Raw genomic sequence first — 17,368 nt, 5'->3', positions numbered from 1 at the left:
CTTTGATTTCTCCCATTCTTAGAGCATTGTTAGATAAAATCTAGGTTAAAAAAAGCCTATTAATAGGTAAAAAATAAGAAGTGATCTATTCTTTAATTATTGATATTGGATGGTGATTATTACGATACATAGATTTTTTTATTATGTCAACACTAGTTCAATCGAAATCAAATAATATTACTAAAGCGATTCTGTCTGTATTCTCAGCAGGGGCTTTCTTTTTTTATAGCTTCATTCAAATGACCCTTTTTAGTACGGAAACTATGAAAGGGTATTTTATGGATAAATTAGGTCTTACCACTATTGCCGAATTTGGCAGTTATGCTGGTATGTTTCTATATGGTACTGTGCTACTTTTACTCCCAATTGGTGTACTTTTAGACAAAGTATCTGTTAAAAAAGTAATTCTTGGAATGGCATTATTAGCTGTTGTGTGTGTTTTTGGTACTGCCTATTCCACCAATGTTACTTTATCAATGGGTTTTAGGTTTTTACTTGGAATAGCCCATTGTGCTGCATTTATGGCTCCTTTTAGATTAGCTCCGAGATGGTTCCCTTCTTCTCAATTGGCATTAGTCTCTGGCTTATTGGTTACATTTGCAGTCTTTGGTGGATGGGTTTCTGGAGCTCCATTATTACTTTTATTAGAATACTACGGTGGAGAAACTACTATGTTAATTAATGGATTTGTAGGAGTATTTATTCTCATTTTAATAGGTGTTTTTGTAAAAGATGCTCCAGAAAAAGAGACGAACGAAACCACTGAAGAAGGTTTAACCTTATTTGAAGGATTAAAATTAGCCGCATCTAATTCTCAAAATTGGCTGGCTGGTTTATTCATTGGATTATTAAACTTATCCGTTTTATTATTAGGTGCAGTGTGGGGTACTACTTACTTAAAGTTTGTTAACCCCGCTTTTGATGAAGTGACTTACACAGGTATCATCGGGATGATATTTATCGGTACCATGGTTGGTTCTCCTTTATGTGGTTGGGTTTCTGACCAACTACAATCTAGAAAGAAAGCAATGATTGGAGGTGCAGTTTTATCACTTGCTGTCATGTTACTTATTATGTTCCCTGTTTCTACAAGTGCAACATATTTCTATATTGTATTTTTATTACTCGGCATTATAACGGCATCTCAAACTATTGGCTACCCAGTTATTGGAGAGTCTAATGAGGACAAAGTTTTGGGAACAGCTAATGGATTATCTGCAGTGGTATTGATGGGTATTGGTGCTGTTGGTCAACCTTTGTTTGGTTGGTTAGTAGGTTATTTTGGTGGAAATGATTCTTTATCATCAGAGCAGTTACAAACTGCTTTCCAATCGGCCATTTGGGTGATGCCAATTGCATTTATAGCCGCTATTGTTTGTGCAATATTAATTAAAGAGACTTTTCAGAAATCTGAAGATTAGAAGTGTATATATTTTAAAAGCAAGACCCCATTGGATTCATTTCTGATGGGGTTCTTTATTTTAAATGACCTACTTCAATTCTCAAATTTTAGTATTAGTTTTATTATTTATCACAATAAGTCTCTGTTACACAAAATACATTTCTATTTTTTGATGCAAATCGATAAAATATCTACTAATTTGTTTTAACATTTAAATCATAATCCACTTTAATAATGAACTTACTTCAAGAAATCCAACAAAAGATTGATCAAAAGACAAAACCAATAGGTGCTTTAGGTGACTTAGAAACATTAGCAAAGCAAATTTGTCTGGTTCAAAAAACTACATCTCCTACATTAAACAACCCTACTATTATTGTCTTTGCTGGTGATCATGGTTTAGCAAAAGAAGGAGTAAGTGCCTACCCTCAAGAAGTAACCTATCAAATGGTATTAAATTTCTTAAACGGGGGAGCTGCAATTAATGTATTCGCAAGGCAACATCAATTAAATTTAAAGATTGTAGACGCAGGTGTCAATTTCGATTTTGAACCTCACCAAGATCTTATCGATGCTAAAGTTGCAAAAGGTACTGTAAGCAGCTTGATTGGCAATGCACTATCATCACAACAAATTGGAGATTGTTTTGATCAAGCAAAAAAACTATTAGAAAGAGACGATATTAAAGACAGTGATATTATTGGTTTTGGTGAGATGGGTATTGGCAATACCTCTTCTGCTACTTTAATAATGAGTGCTTTATACCAACTTCGATTGGAAGACTGTATCGGTAAAGGAACAGGGGTTGATTTAGAAGGGTTCAAAAAGAAATATTCTATTCTAGAAAAAGTATTAGAAAAACACCAAGGATTAAACAGTCCTATCCAAATATTGAGCGCTTTTGGTGGGTTTGAGCTAGCAATGATCGCAGCCACTATGTTAGAAGCTGCAGCTAAAGGTAAGATGATTATTGTGGATGGTTTTATTGTTACAGCAGCATATGCTATTGCTAAAGCGATACAACCCGAAATACAAAAAAATGCCATTTTCAGTCACGTCTCTGATGAAAAAGGACATACATTACTATTACAAAAACTTGAGGCCACACCTTTACTTCATTTAGGTTTACGCTTAGGAGAAGGAACTGGTGCAGCAATGGCCTATCCTATTATTCAAAGTGCTGTTCTATTTATGAATGAGATGGCAAGCTTCGCATCTGCCAATGTTAGCGAAAAAGAATAATGAGAGAAATATATCTTTTTTTTACCGCACTTCAGTTTTTCACGAGAGTACCCATACCAAAATGGGTACCCTATAAAACAGAATATTTGCAAGCCTCTAGAAAGTATTTCCCGTTTATTGGGATTCTATTAGGCATGTTATGTTGTCTAATTTTTTATGGTGCAATTCAAGTATTCTCTTTAGAGATTGCAGTGCTTATTTCTATGGCTTCTAGTATTCTTATTACAGGGGCTTTTCACGAAGATGGCATGGCAGATACATTCGATGCTTTTGGCGGTGGATACACTCCCGAGAAGATTTTAAGTATCATGAAAGACAGTCGCATTGGTACATATGGTACTGTTGCTGTTGTTTTATCATTGCTCCTTAAATTTTTCTTCTTGATGTCTATTTATGAGGAGAGTAATTACCTTTTTTATTGCTCCATAATTTTAGGACATAGCTTAAGTCGATTTTTTGCTTCTACTATGGTTGATCTCTTGCCTTATGTGCAAGACTTAGACACAAGTAAATCTAAGCCTATGGCCAATACTAAATTTGATGTCTGGCAATTTATACCAGGGTTGATATTTGGCTTATGGCCATTTGTCTTTTTTCAAGATCAATGGGTCTTTTTGATTTTAATCCCTTGTATCCTTTTTGCCCTATATCTAGGTCATTTCTTTAGAAAAAATATTGGTGGTTATACAGGTGATTGTTTGGGTGCTACTCAACAAATGACTGAAATATTCATTTACGCTTCCCTTATTGCTTTATGGAAATTTATGTAATTCGACATACTGAAGTAAATATACCAAAAGGAATCTGCTATGGTCAAAGTGATGTAAATATCCAGTCCAATCACAGGATAGATTTTGAAAAAATAAAAGCATCGATACCTGATGATATCGATGCTTTTATTACCTCTCCACTTTCACGGTGTGTCCAACTGTGCCAATACTTATCCGATTCATTTTTAATGGATGAACGATTAATGGAGTGTAATTTTGGTGATTGGGAACTACTTCCTTGGGATGATATTCCTCGTCATGAAATGGATGTTTGGGGCAATGATTTTGTTTATCAGTCTCCTCCAAATGGAGAATCATTACATCAAATTTCTAAAAGAGTTATTGATATCCATCAAGAGATTCTACAACAATCCTATGATAAAATTGTGGTTGTTACCCATGCCTCTGTAGTAAGAGTTTTCCATCATATTTATCAAAATATACCTTTAGAAAACATTTTTGATGTGAAAGTCAATTTTGGAGAGGTATTTAAATTTTCTACAAAGTCAAATTCTGAATAAGGCATTCCACATCAGATACTGCTTTAAAAACGTGTGTTCCCCCATTTTCCGAACTTCCATTCGTATAATAATACTTGATGGTAAAACGAGTTTCATTTCCCGAATTTAATTCTTTTCGAATCGAATTTTGAGCATCAGAACATCCGATTGGAGCTTCTATTTCAGGTTCTAATTGAGAGATCGTTCCTATCAATTCTTCATTATCCATTGTTAATTGATAAATTTCAATTCTATCAATAGTATTAGCATTACCCCCTATCTTATTACTTCCTGCGTAAAAGATCACATTAGTATACCTACAATTTCCATCATTACTTTTAGTAATTTCTGAATTTAAAGCATTAGGATCATTACACGACTCTTGTGTATTACAAGATGAAAATAGTAGACTAGAAAGCACAACTAGAAGGAATAGATTTTTCATATACTTACTCATTAGAATAGATTTAATTGATAGATATAAATATTTAAGATATTCATTTAATAAAGGGGAATTGTGAAGAAAAAACCCTAGATCAATTAAAAAAATCTAAAATAAAACTATAGAGTTTTATGAGAATATAATTAGAATCACATGTATTTAATAAAAATAAACTACTAATTAATCAATTCTTTTTCTATTGCTAGCTTAACTAAAGCTGTTGCAGAACTCACATTCATTTTATGCATAATATTCCTTCTGTGAGTCCTTACCGTATGCTCGCTAATAAACAATTCTTCCGCAATTGCTTTACTATTTTTCCCATCTGCAATACACTGAATAATTTCAATTTCTCTTTCTGAAAGAACATTCAAAAAATTGTTATTCTTACCTTTTGTTCTAAAATAATCAAAGATTTGATCACTAATTTGAGAATGAAAATAGTTTTCCTTTCGACTAGTTTTTTGTATTGCTTCCTTTAATTCTGATTTAGATGCATCTTTTAGAATATAGCCTTGAGCTCCTTTTTCTAAGGCTTCTCTAACATATTTAATAGATTGATGCATTGTTAACATTAAAATCGGCACTTCTATTCCTCTATCTTTTAGCAGTTTTAATACTTCTACACCATTCATTATTGGCATATCTATATCTAAAAGAATAAGGTCAATTTCATGATTTTCTAAAATTGAAAATACCTGATTACCATTTGTAATATGAGCTTTAATTTCAACTCCATCTTTTGGTATAAACATAGACTTCATGCCTTCAGCAAAAAGTTGATGGTCTTCTATCAATAATATTTTAATCATTGTTTAAATGCTACTTGAGTTATTGTAATTGGTAAATCAATTGAAATAGTTGTTCCTCTTCTTGAATTACTATCAATTTTCATTTCACCTTTCTTTTTTAGAATCATTTTATTCAAACTATTTAAACCTATTCCTTTACTCTGAGAAGGTGTACTCTTGGGAATAAATCCTTTACCATTATCTTCTATTAAAATATTTATCAATCTTTCTTCTTCAAAACAAGTTAAAAGAATACTTAATTTAGTAGCTTCTGCATGTTTCAAAACATTACTAATTAACTCTTGTACAATTCTATATATCAAAATTTCATCTGGGGAAGAAAGCTGAGTACTACCAATAGAAATAGAAAGTTCAACATGTAATCCTCTTGCTATTTGAAGATGTTCTGTCAGTTCTTTCAAAGATTGAACAAGACCAAAATCTTCTGAAATACCCATATTCAACTCATGTGAAATACTTCGTATATCTGTACATGCTTTATTTATTAAAGTTTCTAAAGTATTTTGATTAGGTATTTTATAATCTTCAATAGCAGAAATATTGACTTTAATAGTAGCTAATAAACTACCAAAATGATTATGGAGATCTTGAGCTATACGCTTTCGCTCTCTTTCACTTCCATTAATCAAAGCTTCCAAAGCTTTACTTTCTTGAGCATTCAGTAATTTTTCTATATTTTGTTCATATTCTTTTCTTGTATTACTCGATAGTATTTTAGCTGTTCTTATTTTCTGTCTAAAATAAAGAATAAAAAGTATTGACATTATTAAAAGTATAATAAAAACGATAATAAAAGTGTGACTTAAGGTCTTTTCACTTTCTAAAATTGCTATTTCTTTATCTCGGATGTTCACTTCAAATTTGGTTCTTAAATCGGCAATTTTTTGAATACTTTCAAGATTATTCACACTATCCCTATGTTCAATATGAGCTTTAAAATGATATAAGGCTTTTTTGGAAAATCCCTTCTTATTATAAATATGATATAATTGTTGATGTGCATCGCTGACTTGTTTTTTTAAACCATGTTTTATCGCAATATCTAAACTCATTGTAGCGTATTTAATTGCTAACTTAAAATCTAAATTTTTTAAATAAATATTGGAAATACTGATAAGGTAAAAGCATATTGGATAATAATCGTTAGAGGCTTCTAGTATTTTTATTGCCTCCCACATACTTTCCTCTGCCAACCCCATTTTACCCAAATTCGCATAGACCATTCCTATATTCCCCTGATTATATGCTATGCCTATTGTATAATTAATTTCTTTAAAAATATTATTCGACTCACTAAAGAAAAATAAAGCCGAATCATATTTTTGAGTACTAAGATATTCATCTCCAATATTTAACAATGCACTTGCAAGAAAAAGAGAGTCATTTGATTGTCTTAGTATATTAATAGCCTTAAAATAATAGTCGATAGCAAATTTATGATGTCCATTGATGTTATATACATCAGCAATACTACAATATGATGTCCCTACACCTTCCGAATAATTCGCTTCTTTTGAGGCATTTAGTGCTTTAAAAAAAAAATTAATAGCATCATCTAAATGACCTTTATCCCTTAATTTAATTCCTTTAATATGATACCCTCTAAAGAGATACAAATAATTATTCTGTTCAGTAGATAATCTAATGAGTTGTTCAGCATATTTAATTGAAAGATCTAAATTATTAGTTTCATTAAAAGATAGGTTTCTTAATACCTCCAGTCTAGTTTCTATATTCAGTTTTTTTTCTTCGTAAATTATTTTTAAACTATCAGCAATCTTTTGATCTTGCGCAAGAGAATGATTACTGTTTATACAAAAAAAGCCAATCAATAATAGATAGGCTTTTTTTGACATAAACAATAAAAAATCGCTATGCATTTATCTTGATCACAGGATCATGATTGTATTTTTTATTATTAATTTTAGCCTTTAAACGATACCTGAAATTCACTCCTTCTACATTAGACTTTACAACAGCCACAAAAGATCCATTATCTAATTTAATATGCTCTGAAAAGATTTTTTTATGATTATCATCTACATCCTTTTGGATTTTACCATTTGGATTATATTCGGTTAGCTGCCAAATTACAGTATCGTTTACACTAACGATTGTTGTAAAATCGCTATCAGCATACCAGTTAGTACGGTCATTTGAAAATTGGAGTTCTTTGTCGTCATTTGGATTTACTTTAACCCAGATTACTCGAGTATTCATAGCAATTAGTTTTTAATGTATTGATTTAGTTATAGAATAGCAATTGTATTACAATAATATGTAAATATATTTATAATTTCTACTTATTCATATCAAAACAATTTCAACATATTAAAATTCATTACTTTAGGATATTACATAAATAACTCCCATTCTTCTCCTATGAACATATCAAAATCATTTTTCTTGTTATTTATAGAATAAGATGATGATTTTTGCCAAATCATCCACCCAACATCAACCCAAGTTGAAGGAACTTTTGGATTTGATCCATTACTATATTCTGCCAACCACAATCGATATTTTGAAAAACGTTTATATGTTAAATACTCATTTGCAAAATATTCACTTGTGTAAATAATAGGTTTTCGTCCTGTAATTTTTTCTACTTCTTTTAGAAAAAGTATCAAATCAATATGTAGATCTGAAACATCTATTGGATTATCTTCTGGAATACTACCAGATTCGATATCCAAAATTGGAGCAATATCATTATTATCTAGTTCCCCAATAATATCTGTAAAATGTTTCGCTTGTTCGATAGGGTCATCATCTGTCATATAAAAATGATAAGCTCCCCTTATCAACTTCTTCTTCTTTATACTTTTCCAATTATGATGAAATTCGTCATCTTTTATTGTCAAACCTTCTGATGCCCGACAGATTATAAAATTCAAATCACTTTGCTCACCAATATCTTCAATGATATTACCATTCCATTTAGAAATATCTATCCCATAAAGAGTATCTTTTGTTGATGATAAATCATCAACTTCAGTTATATTCTTATTAGCTACAAGACTATCAGAATCATGATGACCTTTATCTAATATAGATGAATGTAAAGGCTTTATTAAGGTAAGTAAATGAAAATGGGAAACAACTATTAAACCAATAATTAGTACTAAAAGTATCGTAACTACAATAAAGAATACCGGTCTATTCTTTTTCTTTTTTGTTGATTCTTCTTTTTTTTCATCTTTAATAAGTTGATGAATGGTAGGAGAAACAAACAAGCTTCCAGTAAGAGTAGATAGTATTAAATCAAATACATCATGATCATATGTGATACCCTCATAAACAATCTCTTTAAAATGATTCTGTATTGTATTTGGGGATTCTGTATACTCACCACCAGCATTCAAAATAATAGCTCCTTTTGTTGGTTGAGGATCTCTAAAACTATCTTGTATGAAAAACATTTGGCTTGATCTATTCTGTTTCCCTCTAGATTGAGTGATATAATTTTCTGATTTTAGATAGTTAAGAAAATGTATCAGTTGATGAAATTTACTTTCTTCTTGTTGTTTTAAATCGTCATCATCAAATATTTCTTTTTTAAGGAAAAATACACCATAATTTTCTTTTGCTTGAATGATTAAAGCCCTGCCTTCATCTTCTGTAAAAAAAAACTGTTCTATCCAATCTTTAGTGGTTTGATTTGTTTTATCAGCAATTGTAATTAAACTTTCAACAATGCTAATTTCAAATTCAGATAAAGTCTTCATAAGCAATAATAGTTATAGTTCAAAAAACAAGATGATCATAGAGATTACCGTAGCAATTACTGCAAACATGAAAGCATTTTTAGTGAGTTTATAAAAAACTATAATCTGTCCTTCTTTCATATACATATATGCACTTATTGTTGAAATGAAATACAAAATAGAAGTCACTTCAAGAAATTCATCTACTATTCTCTCTTCAGCATTATTAGAAATTTGAAACATGGTAACAATAACCAAACAGATACTGATTAAGACTAAAGAACCATTAAAGATATTCGTTATTAATTCTGGAGATTGTGTATTATTATTCATTATTATTTGATGTTATATTTTTCTTCTTTATTAGTTGTGAATTATAATATTTATCCAACCATAATTTCACGACCTGTTTTCTATTTATTTTTTTTAAATAGAATTGAATAGGTATACCAACTAATTCGTCTGAACTTTTTATTGTGGTTAAATAGTTTTCAAAAGCAGACATTAAAGAATTGATATCCATAACTTTATTTGTCGCTGAATCGACTTTTTGAAGCCCTTGAATCAAAGATTGAACTTTAGCATTTTGAATAACTTCATTACGCTTTCCTTCAATAGATTGTTCAGCAGATGAATCAACCGTGCTTATAGCATTGCCTTCACTTATCAATTTGGAAATTGTATCATTTTCTGCTTTCATTAGTTTGTTCACTCCCAACGACAGTTGATTTGAACCAATAGAAGGTAACGCACCCATTGTTATCATGGTAACATGAGAGCTTACTTGTTGTGTACTTAACAACTTTTTTACCTCATCTAATATTGATTCATTTATCCCTAATCCTCCACTATTATTTTCGATCCATCCTCCTAATCTCATCTTTTCATTTAATGATGATATTAATTCTTCTGATGGAGCTTTTGAGGTATTTTCAGTATTTAGAATATGAACCATACCCACAAATGAAGACCCATATACTGCACCCGAAATAATAGATATAAAACCCTGCTGATTTATCGATTTATCAAATAAAGATTGTTGAAGAATACTAGGTTTAGTAGTATCAATATATTTATCATCAAAATGATGATTCCACATATCTAATGCTTTATCAGGATCGAAAATACAAGGTTCAATCATTGTTACATTTTTATGGGTACAGCTAGCTGAAATAATCAAGGTACCAGCAATACTATGATGTTGCTTTTGTTGGGCAATTTGTGAAGATGCTTTCGACGCAATTTCATTTGATTTTTTTCCACCTAATTCACTTGTTGATTCTTTAATAAAGGTTTCAATATTAGCTATTGTATCATCCTCTGCATTCATTTCAAAACTAAAATATTGAGCATCTAATTTTAAAGAATCAGAGAATAAGGGTTTTTGGATAAATTGACTTTTTTCAAAATCAATAGGGCTTTCCACTGTTTCAGAGAGGTCTAAACTAGCAAGATCATCCTTTAAACTTTGTATAACAGACTCATTTTTTAATCGAGCCTCAATGTAAGTATTCGCGGCATTGGCAATAGACTTATCTATTTCTTTAATGTTACTTTGAAGACTAGTAACATCTATTTTCATATCCATGACTTCATTGATCGTCATAGCTACACTTTTTTTCATTCCAATGAGAGAATTCATTTTCTGCTGAGCTGAATCGATAGTGCATTGAGCACTATCGATTTTTTTCAAGACACCCAATACCTTTGTATCGACAATATTGCCGAGAACCAAAGATGGGTGATCATAAGGTATTGAGTTTGGCATAATTTAAAAACCTAAAGGGCTAGATTGATTTATTGATCGTACATTATAATATTCAAAACTCCCTAAAGATGTCTTACCATATAATTTAGCTATACCATCTTCAAAAGCTTGACGGTTAGAAACACCTGTGGTGGTAGATTCATAAAAACCAAAATTTGGTTCAAAAAAAACGACTTCACCACTAACACCTGTAACAGCAATAACAGCATGATTAGGTGAACCAGTTGCTCCAATGCTTAATAATATTCTATAAATACTATTATCAGTTAAAGCTGATGTAGTAGGAATATATGAGGATAAATTCTGGGGTACCTTTAAATTTTGAGCTTTTGCATAATTCATCATGGCTGTTCCTTTTCCAAAGTTTTTAGCATCTAAAACTGCTTGATTAAATGCCTTTGGTTCATTCCAAATTCCTTGATTACTTTCATGATAATTACACATGAAATAACATAAACCTCCATACTTAGTAACAGATGGTCCTTTTCCTGTATTTAACCAAGTACCTTGATTAATTTCTTTTAATTTTATTAGTGTCATTTTCTTATGATTTTTAAAATATTGCTTACTCTAATCAGTTTTCAGCTTACCTGTTTTTAAGAATTTTCTACAACCAATTGATTGTACTTATGGACTGCATCAATTCCAGCCAAAGCTTCAGTTTTACTTCCATTATATTGGTTTTGAATAAAACTTTTATAGTTTTCAACCCTTAACCATGTCCATGGAGTTTCCCCTGCATTGATCTTATATCCTGCCGCGGAAGCTGTATGTGAATAGTTTTTAAAAGCGAAGTTTAAACCATTCCATACTTCAACAGAAAAAGCAGGTTTCCCTTCCAATAAACCATCAATAGCATGAGAGACCATTTGAGATCTACAACATTCTGAAGTCAAAATAATTAGTGCAGACACTTTAGTCTGATCTTTATTAAGATCCGTACATTTTAAAGCATTGATATAATCTTGTTTTGACACATTTTCTCCCACATGATTATATTTTGATAAAGGTTTTAAAGTACCAGTTGTGTCTGTTACTTTTACAAGTTCAAACTGTCCTCTCTTAATTAGAATAGAACCATACTTATTACCATTGTATCCATAATCAATTTGCAACAAGCCTGTTTTTTCTTCAGTTACTCCACTAAGAGTTTTCTGTAGCTTTCCATTTCGGTGAAAAAAAATGATTGCATCAATAATAGAGGCATTTTGAGTTGGATTCTCACTTAACATAATTGTATTTTTAAAAATTTTAGATAGCGAGGAGAAGAGTATCTCCTCGCTAAAATGATATTAAGATCCTGATGTATCTCCTCCACCATCAGTGTCTGAATCAGAAGATGAAGAGGCACTATTACTGCTAGAACCGCTATCATCAATACTACCTGCTTGATTGAATTTACTAGGGTAATATTTTTTCAACCATGAATGCGTAATTTCTGCCTTTGTAATTGATTTTAAATAATAATTGATCGGTACACCAATATGACCATCAAGACATTTATTGATATAATCTTCCATAGCATCCATCATAGAATTGGTATCGATCATTTTATTACTTTGACTATCAATATCAGATAGACCACTTAATACTCCTTGTACTTTTGCTGTTTGAAGAGAGACCATTTGCTGTCCAGACCTTGCATTAGATGCAGAACTTGCAATACTGCTGTTCATATCTTTAGCAGTTTCATTTTGCATCTGTTGCAAGGCTGCCATATTTTTTGCAGCATCATCATTGGTAAAACCCTTCACAGCCATCTGTACCTGATTCGATTTTATTGAAGCAATTGAGCCCATAGTAATCAATGTACAATGTGATGAGATATTTTGAGTACTCAACAAGTTTTTAGCACTTCCTGAAAAACTTGAATCAACTCCAAAACCACCTGAAACATCTGCAAACCAACCACCAACTTCAAACTGACCTTGCAAAGATTCAGCTACAGAATACATTGTTTGTGAAGAAGAAGTTTCTGTTGTGTTTAAAGTATGAACCATACCAATAAAACAAGAGCCATAAGTTGCTCCAGACAATAACTCTATCGTATTTTGTTTTCCATTACTGGCTTGTTTTGCTTGAGTCATTGCCAAGTTTGCAGGGCTACCTGTATCAATCTTGTCTTTTGGAAACATCTGATTCCAAACCTCAACACCCTTATCTACATTCAAAATGAATGGCGCTAAAAGAGCAGCTTCTTTATGTGTACATTTGATACTAACGACCAATGTACCAGAGATGCTATGTCTTGAATGTTGACTATTCATTTGGGATTGAGCTGATGTTTTAGCTTCAGAAGAGAACTTGTCACCAAATTCATTTACTGAATCACTTACGAAAGCCGCAACAGTAGCTGCATGAGTACTTGAATCCTGCTCATTTTGATCAAATGCAAAATACTGACAATTCATTGTCATAGAATCAGCCGAAAGAGGCATCTTCTTTATCTGTGTTTTGTTATAATCAATAGGACTTTCTACACTATCATTTACCGTAGATATTTTAGACTTTAATGGCTGAATATTTTTTTCAGCATCTAACTTTGTTTTGGCAAATTTGATTGCTGCCTGTTGAATTTTTTGTCCAACTTGTTGACTCTCCTTAATTAAATCTTCTGAATCGATATTCATTTCGATCATTTCTTGGATAGTCATATCAATGCTTCGTTTCATAGAAATAAATGAGTTCAACTCATCTTCCGCTGCATCTACTGGTGCTTGTAGCTTACTAATTTGAGTAAGGTTTTCAAGCTTTTCTTGGTTTACAATATTACCCAATACTAACGACGGGTCATAAGGTATTGTAGTTGGCATCTTATTTAACAAATTAATTTTACCTACTCATTTATAAGGCTTTTCGGTAAACCGCCTTTGTAATTGTCAAACAGATAGTAGCTACTCAATCGATTATTAGTTTTTGATTACATTACAAAGGTGTAGGAAATCATTGGGAGCTCTATCCTACTGATGTGGTATTTATACAATACCTCATTTGGGGTATTACTGTTATATCATAACCTATTTTATAAACCGTGATGTTCATAGTTCTTCATCTCTGGAACTAACATTAACTAAAATTTCTAACCATAATTAAAATTTAGGCAGTATCTTTCGGCCTCAATTATAGTAGAACGTTATGACGGAAGAGGACAAACAGCATTTAAGTGAGCAACAGATTGATGAGTGTATCAAAACATTGCAAATTCTTACGGCTGATGCAGTAAAACTGTACGAGTTAAGTGAAGAAAAACGTATAGCCCTAATTAAAGCGGCAGGACAATTAAGTCGTCCTAACCGTGATGAATTTGAGCAGCGTAAAAAAGATATTAAGAAAGCGGCAAAAAGAAAGGAACAAGAAAGAAACAAGCATGCGAGAAAAACTACAGGTATACGTAGTGCTCGTGAAGCTAGTGTTTTTGTGGCTCCTAGAATCTTGGAGAATATGGAGATTCCTGATACTCCTGAATTAACCTCTCCTAGAAATTGCTATGTGTGTAAGACTGAATACACAAAATTACATCATTTCTATGATCAGATGTGTCCTGAGTGCGGCGATTATAACTATGCCAAACGTTTCCAAAATGCCGATCTTACAGGTCAGGTGGCAGTGGTAACAGGATCAAGATTAAAGATTGGGTATCATATCACTTTAATTCTTCTTAGAGCAGGTGCTACTGTTGTAGCTACAACACGTTTCCCTGTAGATTCTGCAGAACGTTTTGCAAAAGAACCTGACTTTAAAGAATGGGGACATCGCTTAAAAGTTCATGGATTAGATTTACGTCATATCCCTTCGGTAGAGATCTTCTGTAATTTTATCGAGCAACAGTACGATCGTTTAGATATTTTGATCAATAATGCGGCACAAACTGTACGTAGACCTGCTGGTTTTTACGAACATTTAATGGCTGGAGAAGAGCAACCTTTTGAAGCTTTAACTGCTCCGGTGCAAAACGTATTAAAAGATCATATTTATTGTTTGACCGAACTTTCTGAATTGTCTCAGACAAGTGAAAGTGCTAAAAATGGTCGTCTTCCTGTAAAATGGAGTACATCAGAAGCTGGAATCGGATTAAGAGCATCGGCTCAATTGTCTCAAATTCCTTATAGTTTTGATAACACTATTGCTACAAAAGAAGTTTTCCCTGTCGGTAAATTAGATGCCGATTTGCAACAAGTTGATTTAAGAAAAACCAACTCTTGGAGATTGCGTTTAGGAGAAATTGAAACACCTGAAATGGTAGAAGTGCAATTAGTGAACTCTATTGCTCCTTTTGTTTTGTGTAATCGTTTATCAAAATTGATGGAAAAAGACGAAACGGGTAAAAAGCATATTATCAATGTCTCTGCAATGGAAGGTAAATTCCACCGTTTCCATAAAGAAGACCGTCATCCTCATACCAATATGGCAAAAGCTGCCTTGAATATGATGACCCACACATCTGCTGGTTCATTGGCTAAAAAAGGCATCTTTATGAATGCTGTGGATACAGGTTGGGTAACAGACGAAGATCCTGCTCACTTATCACAAAAGAAAGAAGAGTTGCACGATTTCCAACCTCCTTTAGATATTGTTGATGGAGCCGCTAGAGTTCTTGATCCTTTGATTGATGGTATCAATACTGGAAAACATTGGTCGGGTAAATTCCTGAAAGATTATATGCCAATTGATTGGTAATAAAAATATAAAAAGAGGCTGTCATTTTATCAATGACAGCCTCTTTGTTTATAATGATCGCCTATTAGAATTAATCAAGACGATATATTTCCATTACATTTTCTAAAATCTTATCAAAATCGATATTTAAATCAATTAGATTTCCAGATTGGATATCAAATACCCAACCATGTACTTTAAGGCCTCTATCTCTGTAAGCTCTTTGTACTGGGGCTGTTTTGATAATGTTGATACATTGTTCTTGTACATTTAGTTCTACCAAACGCTTGTATCTTTCCTCCTCATCTTGAATTGCATTCAATTCATCTTTATGAGTTCTGTATACATCTCTGATGTTTCTTAACCAAGGGTTAAGGATACCCAAATCTTGTGATTGCATAGCAGCTTTCACTCCTCCACAAAAATAATGACCACAGACTACAACATTGTTTACTTTTAAGTGTTGTACTGCGTAATCAATTACAGACATTGCACTTAAATCTGTGTTAGGGACCATGTTTGCAATATTTCTATGTACAAATACATCTCCAGGAGCTACACCCATAATCTCTTCAGCAGTCACACGGCTATCAGAACAACCAATGTAAAGAATATCTGGGCTCTGACCATCTGACAACTCCTTAAAATAGTTTTTGTCAATACTCAGTTTTTCTTGAACCCAATCTTGGTTGTTTTGGAAAATTTGTTTAATGTCCATAATCTAATCTAAAAAAATAATTATTCTGTTTGAGTACATTTTTGGGATTTTGATACATTAAAGTGAATCATACATTATAAGAATAATTCAATGCAAAAAATCATACTCCAAAATTAGTGAACAACTTTAAACAATCAAACAACTTTTAATATCAATACGCCTTTTTTATCATAAAACTATGTAGAAGTTACTCTTGTTTTACTTTATTATATGATCACTTTAAATGTTTCATAAAGTTGATTTCTTTACTATTGACAGGGACTAACTTCGTAAACGTCTTTTGCTCTTTTATGAATTCTACCTCCTCAAAAATACCTTTGTATTCAATTATATAATTGTTTTCTATAAATGTGCGTTTCCTTCTTCCTGTTAAGGAAAAATCTCTTTTACCATCAATTTTTATGTTCAGAGGTTGATGTATTTTTAACTCCCCTATTTTGAAATTCTCTTTTTCTTCACGTCCTACTTTCCAATAATCCCAATCGATAAACAACTCTAGTTTTGTCTCTTTTAATCTTAGTTGAAAAATCTCAAAAGACAATTTATGTTGGGCCAATTTCCCTAGAAATAACTTAGGTCTTTTTATCAAAAAATCGTTAGCATTTTGTTTGTCCCAATTTTCATTATTTAGTTTATGGAGTTGATGCAATTCTTCAAAGGTATTGATGTTATGATCAATAAGTATCACCATATTTTGATCACTAGCTAAAGAAATAGCAGGGTCTACATTAGTGATTTGTACTTTGCCATCGACTAAAGAATTGGAAGGTATTTCATTTTTCCATTGAACAACTTCCTTTCTTGATTCATAATTTTTATAATCTTTATCATAGACATAAGAATTATTGAAGAGTTGAATGACATGATAAGGCTTCTTATTCTTTTTCATAAGTGGTTAAATCTTAGTTTTATTCGGCTATACGCCAAGGAGGATTTAATCTATTCTCTCCTCCAAAAAATAATATCAATTGGTTTCCATCAAGATCTTTTAACCTAGCTTCTCTCCATAACCAAGATTGATCTTTAGGTTCTTGATCAATTTTGATCCCTTTACTTTTGATTAACGCTACTTGTTCATCAAGATTTTCGCATTCAAAATAAACATAGACACCCTCTCCTAAAGGTAATGTATCCGTTTGATGAATTGAAAAAGTTGACTCTCCATTCGGGCATTCAAATCGCGCATAATGAGGTAAAGCTTTTACAATAAGCTTCAGCCCCATTTTCTCATAAAAAGGTATTGATTTATTTAAATCCAAAGAAGGTACAGTTATTTGATTTAAATTCATTTTTCTTTTATCTATTTCTACTAAGCACTAAGCCAAAAATAAAGGCCTAGTTATCACTTTTT

18 protein-coding genes are annotated in these 17,368 nt (G+C 31.9%); 5 read left to right on the top strand and 13 right to left on the bottom strand.

Going from position 1 to position 17,368, the window contains the following annotated elements:
* The first annotated feature begins 143 nt into the window (after positions 1-143).
* The 4 genes from NH26_RS20465 to NH26_RS20450 all read left to right on the top strand — a co-directional run bounded on the left by NH26_RS20465 (position 144) and on the right by NH26_RS20450 (position 3,935).
* Positions 144-1,421, top strand: coding sequence for an MFS transporter (locus NH26_RS20465; RefSeq protein ID WP_044217990.1), 1,278 nt, complete (start codon positions 144-146; stop codon positions 1,419-1,421).
* Between the two features lie 215 nt (positions 1,422-1,636).
* Positions 1,637-2,644: a nicotinate-nucleotide--dimethylbenzimidazole phosphoribosyltransferase gene (gene cobT, locus NH26_RS20460; RefSeq protein ID WP_044217988.1), complete on the top strand. Its 1,008-nt coding sequence runs from the start codon at positions 1,637-1,639 to the stop codon at positions 2,642-2,644.
* A complete protein-coding gene (locus tag NH26_RS20455; RefSeq protein WP_199880275.1) occupies positions 2,644-3,414 on the top strand; it encodes an adenosylcobinamide-GDP ribazoletransferase in 771 nt (256 codons plus the stop codon). Before cobT ends, NH26_RS20455 begins: the two co-directional genes overlap by 1 nt.
* Entirely contained in the window at positions 3,399-3,935 is a 537-nt protein-coding gene (locus NH26_RS20450; protein WP_044217983.1) for a histidine phosphatase family protein, read from the top strand. The genes NH26_RS20455 and NH26_RS20450 overlap by 16 nt, the downstream gene beginning before the upstream one ends.
* Here NH26_RS20450 and NH26_RS20445 read toward each other — a convergent pair.
* The 10 genes from NH26_RS20445 to NH26_RS20400 all read right to left on the bottom strand — a co-directional run bounded on the left by NH26_RS20445 (position 3,913) and on the right by NH26_RS20400 (position 13,456).
* Entirely contained in the window at positions 3,913-4,359 is a 447-nt protein-coding gene (locus tag NH26_RS20445) for a hypothetical protein (protein WP_044217981.1), read from the bottom strand. The two genes, NH26_RS20450 and NH26_RS20445, sit on opposite strands and share 23 nt — an antisense overlap.
* Positions 4,360-4,532: 173 nt before the next feature.
* Positions 4,533-5,168, bottom strand: coding sequence for a response regulator (locus NH26_RS20440; RefSeq protein ID WP_044217977.1), 636 nt, complete (start codon positions 5,166-5,168; stop codon positions 4,533-4,535).
* A complete protein-coding gene (locus tag NH26_RS20435; protein WP_052431761.1) occupies positions 5,165-7,024 on the bottom strand; it encodes an ATP-binding protein in 1,860 nt (619 codons plus the stop codon). The genes NH26_RS20440 and NH26_RS20435 overlap by 4 nt, the downstream gene beginning before the upstream one ends.
* A gap of 16 nt (positions 7,025-7,040) precedes the next feature.
* Positions 7,041-7,388 carry a hypothetical protein gene (locus NH26_RS20430; protein WP_044217974.1) on the bottom strand — a complete coding sequence of 116 codons (348 nt, stop codon included), beginning with the start codon at positions 7,386-7,388 and terminating at the stop codon, positions 7,041-7,043.
* A 134-nt stretch (positions 7,389-7,522) separates the two neighbouring features.
* Positions 7,523-8,896 carry a GH25 family lysozyme gene (locus tag NH26_RS20425; RefSeq protein WP_052431760.1) on the bottom strand — a complete coding sequence of 458 codons (1,374 nt, stop codon included), beginning with the start codon at positions 8,894-8,896 and terminating at the stop codon, positions 7,523-7,525.
* 12 nt (positions 8,897-8,908) lie between these two features.
* A complete protein-coding gene (locus tag NH26_RS20420) occupies positions 8,909-9,208 on the bottom strand; it encodes a hypothetical protein (protein ID WP_044217972.1) in 300 nt (99 codons plus the stop codon).
* Positions 9,201-10,643 carry a hypothetical protein gene (locus NH26_RS20415; RefSeq protein ID WP_044217969.1) on the bottom strand — a complete coding sequence of 481 codons (1,443 nt, stop codon included), beginning with the start codon at positions 10,641-10,643 and terminating at the stop codon, positions 9,201-9,203. Before NH26_RS20415 ends, NH26_RS20420 begins: the two co-directional genes overlap by 8 nt.
* 3 nt (positions 10,644-10,646) lie before the next feature.
* Positions 10,647-11,183: a hypothetical protein gene (locus tag NH26_RS20410; RefSeq protein WP_044217967.1), complete on the bottom strand. Its 537-nt coding sequence runs from the start codon at positions 11,181-11,183 to the stop codon at positions 10,647-10,649.
* A 56-nt stretch (positions 11,184-11,239) separates the two neighbouring features.
* A complete protein-coding gene (locus NH26_RS20405) occupies positions 11,240-11,875 on the bottom strand; it encodes a hypothetical protein (protein ID WP_044217964.1) in 636 nt (211 codons plus the stop codon).
* Between the two features lie 60 nt (positions 11,876-11,935).
* Positions 11,936-13,456 carry a hypothetical protein gene (locus NH26_RS20400; protein ID WP_044217962.1) on the bottom strand — a complete coding sequence of 507 codons (1,521 nt, stop codon included), beginning with the start codon at positions 13,454-13,456 and terminating at the stop codon, positions 11,936-11,938.
* Positions 13,457-13,778: 322 nt separating this feature from the next.
* On the opposite strand from NH26_RS20400, the gene NH26_RS20395 reads away from it, so the two are divergent.
* On the top strand, positions 13,779-15,320 hold the full coding sequence (locus NH26_RS20395) for an SDR family NAD(P)-dependent oxidoreductase (RefSeq protein ID WP_044217959.1): 1,542 nt from the start codon (positions 13,779-13,781) through the stop codon (positions 15,318-15,320).
* Between the two features lie 70 nt (positions 15,321-15,390).
* Here NH26_RS20395 and NH26_RS20390 read toward each other — a convergent pair whose 3' ends face one another.
* From NH26_RS20390 to NH26_RS20380, 3 genes are all read right to left on the bottom strand, one after another.
* Positions 15,391-16,017: a carbonic anhydrase gene (locus tag NH26_RS20390; RefSeq protein WP_044217956.1), complete on the bottom strand. Its 627-nt coding sequence runs from the start codon at positions 16,015-16,017 to the stop codon at positions 15,391-15,393.
* 214 nt (positions 16,018-16,231) lie between these two features.
* Positions 16,232-16,906, bottom strand: coding sequence for a hypothetical protein (locus tag NH26_RS20385; RefSeq protein ID WP_044217953.1), 675 nt, complete (start codon positions 16,904-16,906; stop codon positions 16,232-16,234).
* Positions 16,907-16,925: 19 nt separating this feature from the next.
* Complete coding sequence (locus tag NH26_RS20380) at positions 16,926-17,306, bottom strand: VOC family protein (RefSeq protein WP_044217951.1); 381 nt, start codon at positions 17,304-17,306, stop codon at positions 16,926-16,928.
* Positions 17,307-17,368: the final 62 nt, after the last annotated feature.

It is taken from the genome of Flammeovirga pacifica, assembly GCF_000807855.2.
GTDB classification, from domain to species: domain Bacteria; phylum Bacteroidota; class Bacteroidia; order Cytophagales; family Flammeovirgaceae; genus Flammeovirga; species Flammeovirga pacifica.
The sequence above is the reverse complement of the archived record's forward strand: the minus strand, read 5'-3'. Positions and strand labels throughout refer to the sequence as shown.